This is a genomic window from Archangium sp. (genome assembly GCF_036388035.1).
In the GTDB taxonomy this organism is placed as follows: domain Bacteria; phylum Myxococcota; class Myxococcia; order Myxococcales; family Myxococcaceae; genus Archangium.
This window is the reverse complement of record NZ_DASVSO010000335.1, coordinates 1-6,152: the sequence shown is the minus strand read 5'-3', so window position 1 is coordinate 6,152 and position 6,152 is coordinate 1. Positions and strand designations below refer to the sequence as shown.

At 70.9% G+C, this 6,152-nt stretch carries 6 protein-coding genes and 1 pseudogene; all 7 read left to right on the top strand.

Annotated features, from left to right (window positions below):
* A pseudogene (locus tag VF697_RS13785) lies at positions 1–216 on the top strand (hypothetical protein); the annotation flags it as partial.
* Between the two features lie 105 nt (positions 217–321).
* A complete protein-coding gene (locus VF697_RS13780) occupies positions 322–975 on the top strand; it encodes a type 1 glutamine amidotransferase domain-containing protein (protein WP_331095062.1) in 654 nt (217 codons plus the stop codon).
* A gap of 47 nt (positions 976–1,022) precedes the next feature.
* Positions 1,023–1,616, top strand: coding sequence for a hypothetical protein (locus VF697_RS13775; RefSeq protein ID WP_331095060.1), 594 nt, complete (start codon positions 1,023–1,025; stop codon positions 1,614–1,616).
* Complete coding sequence (locus VF697_RS13770) at positions 1,613–3,151, top strand: GMC family oxidoreductase (protein WP_331095058.1); 1,539 nt, start codon at positions 1,613–1,615, stop codon at positions 3,149–3,151. The genes VF697_RS13775 and VF697_RS13770 overlap by 4 nt, the downstream gene beginning before the upstream one ends.
* A 3-nt stretch (positions 3,152–3,154) precedes the next feature.
* On the top strand, positions 3,155–4,204 hold the full coding sequence (locus VF697_RS13765; RefSeq protein ID WP_331095056.1) for an alpha/beta hydrolase-fold protein: 1,050 nt from the start codon (positions 3,155–3,157) through the stop codon (positions 4,202–4,204).
* Positions 4,205–4,397: 193 nt separating this feature from the next.
* Positions 4,398–5,888, top strand: a complete 1,491-nt coding sequence (locus VF697_RS13760; RefSeq protein WP_331095054.1) for an anthranilate synthase component I family protein — start codon at positions 4,398–4,400, stop codon at positions 5,886–5,888.
* The coding region (locus VF697_RS13755) for a glutamine amidotransferase-related protein (RefSeq protein WP_414641287.1) at positions 5,885–6,152 on the top strand (268 nt) is incomplete at its 3' end. The genes VF697_RS13760 and VF697_RS13755, both read left to right, overlap by 4 nt.

Here is a 6,152-nt window from a genome sequence, read left to right as displayed (position 1 = left end):
TTCGATCTCGTGGAGCTCCTTGCCGAACTCGCGGTGCTGCGCGATGTCCTCCTCAGCCTGTGGGTAGAGATGCCGGGCGAGGTGTCGCCCGCCGAGGTGCTCCACCTCAATCGGGACCTCGATGACGTGGTGACGATCTGCACGACGGAGTTCGCCCGCCAGGTGCTGGTCCGTTATGGCGCCTCCAGCGAGGCGACCGAGGCAGTCAGTCCCTGAGTCACCCCTCGCTCCCCTGGCTGCCCTCCAGTCCGGGGGCCTGGGGCTGCCGGACGCGGGAAGGATGCCGACGATTCCCGAAAACGGTCCAGGGAGGTGTCGGGCATGGCGAGGAAGACGTTGAGGGGCATCCGGGTGGGCGTGCTGGCGACGGACGGTTTCGAGCAGCTGGAGCTCACCGTCCCCATGAAGGCGCTCCGCAAGCGGGGGGCTCAGGTCGACGTCATCTCCCTGCACGAGGGGAAGATTCGCGGGATGAACTTGATGTACCCGGGCAAGAAGGTCCCCGTGGACGAGACGGTGGATCGGGTGCGGCCCAAGTCCTTCGACGCGCTCCTCATCCCCGGTGGCTTCGTCAATCCGGATGCCCTCCGGCAGAGCGAGGAGGTGCTCGACTTCGTGCGCGACTTCGAGCGGCTCGGCCGGCCCATCGCCACGCTCTGCCATGGTCCGTGGGTGCTCGTGTCCGCGGGGTTGGTGAAGGGGCGCAGGCTGGCCTCGTGGCCGGGCATCAAGGACGACGTCCGCAACGCGGGCGGGCATTGGATGGACGAGCCCGGCGTCCGCGACGACCGGTGGTTCACCAGCCGGGGCCCGCACGACATGCGCCACTTCCTCGAGGGCATGGTGGAGCTCTTCGCCGAGCACGCCCCTCGCAACCACCCCGAGAAGGCGCGCTCGCGCTGGGGCCGCTGGCTGGTCGCCGCCGTCCTGGGAATGGTGGCCATCCGCCCCCTGCGCACCGCCCTCGCACGCTAACGTCCCGGGTTGGCAGGGCACACCCGGGGCGGCTACCGTCCGCCCCCATGCTGAAGATGACACGGCGGCGCCTCCTCGCCGCGGGGCTGGGCGGTGGCGCGCTGCTCCTGGTGGGAAGCGGGCTTCGGTGGTTCACCTCGGGCTACCAGCTCCGCTCCGGGGAGGTCGCGCTGGGCCTGTCCGTCAAGGAGCTGTGTGTCGTCCGCGCCCTGGTGGAGATGTTCTTTCCCGCCTCGGGCGCGCTGCCCTCGGGTGTGGCACTCGGCGTCCACCAGCGCATCGACGAGGAGGTCTGGTCCCAGCCCCAGGCGATGCGCGAGGATCTCCAGGCCGCCCTCCAGCTCATCGAGCACGGCTCGCTCCTGCTCGGCTTCCCCGGCCGCATGAGCAGCCTGGACGTGGCCTCCCGGGAGCAGGCCTTCCAGCGGATGCTGGCCTCGGACCAGGACGTGGTGGTGCAGGCCGCCGTGGCCCTCAAGCAGATGGCCCACCTCTTCTATTACGGGCATCCGGACACCTGGAAGGCCATCGGCTACGACGGGCCGTGGCAGCCCCAACCGCTGCCGCCCGAGTCGAGCGCTCTCTACCAGTCGCTCGTGGCGGACGCGGCGGGTCGCCTCGCGCGGGGAGGTTCGCCGTGATTCGCCAGGGCAGGGAAGTGCAGGCGGACGTCACCGAGTCCTGTGACGTGTGCATCATCGGCTCGGGCTGCGGCGGGGCCTCGCTCGCGGCGCGCCTCGCCGAGCGCGGGCGCAGCGTGGTGGTGCTGGAGCAGGGCGGCTACTACACGCGCACCGACTTCGACCAGCGCGAGACGAACATGCTCGCCAAGGTGGACGGCGGGCGCGGGCTGGACACGTCGAAGGACCTGTCCGTCTCCCTCACCTACGGAAACAACGTGGGCGGGGCCAGCGTGCACTACTGGGCCGACAGCTACCGCACGCCCTCGGACCGGCTCCGCCTCTGGGAGGAGCAGTACGGCCTGAAGGGGCATGGCGAGGCCGTCCTCACGCCGCACTTCGCTCAGATAGAGCAGGACCTCCACGTCCACCTCGCGGATGACACCTACGCCAACCGGATGAACCAGCTCGTCCGCGAGGGCGCCGAGAAGCTGGGCTGGCACGTGGCGCGGGTGCCCCAGGCGCGCAAGGACTGCGCGCGCAGCGGCTACTGCATGCTGGGCTGTGCCTATGACGCCAAGCAGAGCCAGCTCGTCACGTATCTGCCCCGCATGGTGAACGCGGGCGGGCGCCTCTACGCGGACTGTCGCGCGGAGCGGCTCGTCTTCGAGGGCTCCCGGGTGAAGGCCCTGGAGGCCTCCGTGCTCGACCGGGCCAGCGGACAGCCCTCGGGACCGAAGGTGCGTGTCACCGCGCGCGTCTACGTGGTGGCCGCTGGCGGTTTCGCCACCCCCGAGTTCCTCCTGCGCCAGGGCCTCAAGGAGCGCCTGCCCGCGCTGGGCGAGCACTTCTTCTGCAACCCCTCCGCCATGGTCCACGCGCTCTATGACGAGCCCATCATCCAGTGGCGCAACATCCCCGCCGCCTGGGGCGTGGAGGAGTTCCGCCTCGCGCGCTACGACGGCCCGCGCTACGTCGAGGGCGGCTACCTGCTCATGGCCAACCAGTTCCACCCGGGCATGCTGTCCGCGGTGCTGCCCGGCTTCGGCTCCTCGCACCGCGAGCTGATGACGCAGCTGCCGAACCTCGGTGGCGCCATCTCGTGGATCGACGACGCCGAGGATGGCCGCATCTCCCTGGAGAACGGGCGGCGGCGCGTCCACGTCCCCATCACCGGTGGCAACGCGCTGCGGCTGCGAGATGCGCTGCGCAAGCAGGCGAGGCTGCTGCTCACCACCGGCGCCAGGCAGGTGCTGCTCGGGGACGTGCGCGACACGCGCATCACCCGGCTGGAAGACATCGACAAGGCGGTGGACGTGGTGGACCTCCGCCCCGCGCGCAACGTCTTCGCGGCGCCGCACCCCGGTGGTGGCGCACGCATGGGCGAGGACCCGAAGACCTCGGTGGTGGGCTTCGACCACCGCGTCCACGGCACGGACAACCTCTACGTCGCGGACCCGAGCGTCTTCCCCACCGCGCCCTCGGTGGACCCGAGCCTCTCCATCATGGCCTTCAGCTTCGTGGCCGCCGACACCATTCAATCCGCCCTGGGGTGAGTCATGGATACGAGCACGCTGGAGAAGAGGGCCCTCGCCGAGGGTGCGCCGCTCATCGACGGAGACGAGGTCACCTTCGTGTGGCGTGGGCGCAAGCCCATGTTCGTGACGGGGGACTTCCAGGAGTGGTCGGGTGAGCCCGTGCCCCTGCACGAGGTGACACCGGGGGTGTGGACGCACTCCCTGAAGCTGCCGCGCGACACCTATGTGGAGTACGCGCTCCAGGACGCCAAGGGGCGGCGGGTGAGGGATCCGCTCAACTCGCGCCTCGTCGCCAACGGCTTCGGGGACTTCAACCACTACTTCCACATGCCCGACTCCCGGCCGACGCCCCTCGCGCTGCGGCAGCGGGACGTGCCCCGGGGCACCGTCACCCGGCACATGGTGGAGACGCAGGAGTTCTGCGTGGGGCGGGAGCGCGCCGTCCACCTCTACGCGCCGCCCACCTCCGAGCCCTGCCCGCTGGTGGTGGTGTTCGACGGGCCCGACTACCTGCGGCGCGCGAAGCTGCCCACCCTCGTGGACAACCTCATCGCCCAGGGCCGCATCCGCCCCCTCGCGCTGGCCATGGTGGCCAACGGCTCTTCCTCGCGCACCGTCGAGTACACCTGTAGTGAGGCCACCCTGGCCTTCCTGCTGTACCGGGTGCTGCCGCTCGCTCGCCAGGAGCTGCGCCTCGTGGATGAGAAGCAGCAGCCCGGTGCGCATGCCGTGCTTGGGGCCTCGCTGGGCGGGTTGATGTCCCTGTACGTGGGGCTGCGCGCGCCCGACATCTTCGGCCACGTGCTCTCCCAGTCGGGCGCCTTCAGCGTGTGGAACCACGACTTCGTGGTGTTCGACCTCGCCCGCGCCGCTTCGTCCCGACCGCTCGACGTGTGGATGGACTGCGGCCACTTCGAGGTGCTCACCCAGGCCAACCAGCGCATGCTCCAGGTGCTCCAGCAGTCCGGGCACCGGGCCGAGTACCGGGAGTACCACGGCGGCCACAACTACTCCGCCTGGCGCGACCAGGTGTGGCGCGGCCTGGAGTGGCTCTTCGCTCCCCAGCGCTGAACGCGCCGAGGCCCGTGCCCGACGCAAGCTCGCTCGGCGGGTGACCCGGGAACCACGCGCTCTTGTCAAGCCAGGGAGGAGGCGCCGCCCTGGGCGGGGCCCCTTTTCCGGCCGCTCCAGACGGGGGATAACGGAGGGTAACCCCCGAGGGACGGCGTCAGGGTCCGAGCGGGGGTCTGCACAGAGGAACGTGATGAACGCTCAGGAGCGCAAGGCGGCCTACCGACAGCGCGCGGAGAAGGGCGAGGCGGTCCCCGTCTCGGTCGTGCTCCCCGCCGACCTCGACACTCCGTTGTCCGCCTACCTCAAGCTCGGTGGCGCGCGCGGCTTCATCCTCGAGTCCTGCCACGGAGGCGAGCGCTTCGGCCGCTACAGCCACGTCGGCAGCGCTCCCTCCGGTCGGCTCCGGCTCGACCGCAACGGCGGCACCCTCTGGCGGGGCGAGCACTCGCAGCGCCTGGAGGGCAAGCCGCTCGACGTCCTGCGCTCCGTCTGGCGCGAGCACGCCGTCGCCAAGCTCCCCGGCGAGCCCCCCTTCGTCGGCGGGCTGGTGGGCTACCTCGGCTACAACTGCATGTCCTGGTTCGAGCGCCACGTGCCCGACCGGCACGCCCCGGACATCTCCTTCCCCGACTCCGAGTGGCTGCTGTGCGATGAGTTCGTCACCCTCGACTCGCGCACCCAGACGCTGCACGCCACCGCCATCGCCCGGCCCAACCGCCACGGCAGCGTCGCCCAGGCCCTCGCGGACGCCGAGGCCCGCGCCGAGGCCATTGCCGATCGTCTCCTGCGGCCGCTCCCCGTGGACGCCTACGTGCCCCATCCGCCCATGCGCGGTGAGGCGGAGGTCTCCGTCCATTGGGACCGCGCCGGCTACGAGGCGGGCGTGGAGCGGGTGAAGGAGTACATTCGCGCCGGTGACTGCATGCAGGTGGTGCTCGCCCGCCGCTTCGAGGCGCGTGGGGCGCCGCCGCCGCTCTCGCTCTACCGGGCGCTGCGCCGCATCAACCCCTCGCCGTACCTCTTCCACATCGAGCTGGGCGAGGCGCGCGCCCTGGTGGGCGCCTCTCCGGAGCTGCTGGTGCAGGTGCGCGACGGAGACGTCGTGGTGCGCCCCATCGCCGGCACCCGGCGCCGCGGCACCACCGAGGCCGAGGACGTGGCCCTGGAGAAGGAGCTGCTCGCCGACGAGAAGGAGCGCGCCGAGCACATGATGCTGGTGGACCTCGGCCGCAACGACGTGGGCCGCGTGGCCGCTCCGGGCTCGGTGCGCCTCGAGGACCTGATGGTCGTCGAGCGCTACAGCCACGTGATGCACATCGTCTCGCAGGTGCGCGGCAAGCTCGACGCGAAGTACGACGCGCTCGATGCGCTCGCCTGCACCTTCCCCGCGGGCACTGTGTCCGGGGCTCCGAAGATTCGCGCGATGCAGATCATCGACGAGCTGGAGCCCACCCGCCGTGGCCCCTACGCGGGCGCGGTGGGCTACCTGTCCTTCTGCGGCGCGTTGGATCTGGCCATCGCCCTGCGCACCTTCTTCGTCGACGGGGACCGCACGCTGTGGGAGGCGGGCGCGGGCCTCGTGGCCGACTCGGTGCCCTCGAAGGAGGCGGATGAGACGGAGGCCAAGGCGCGGGTGCTCGCCATGGCCTTGAAGCAGGCGCGTGAGGGAGGTGTGCGGTGATCCTCGTCATCGACAACTACGACTCGTTCACCTTCAACCTCGTGCAGCTCCTCTACACGCTGGGGGCCGAGGTGAAGGTGGCTCGCAACGACGAGATCGACGCCGAGGGCGTGGCGGCCTCGGGCGCGTCGCACCTGGTGGTGTCCCCGGGGCCCTGCACGCCGCACGAGGCCGGGGTGAGCATGGCGGCCATCCGAGGCGCGAAGGTGCCGGTGCTGGGCGTGTGCCTGGGCCACCAGTCCATCGGGGCCGTCTTCGGCGGCA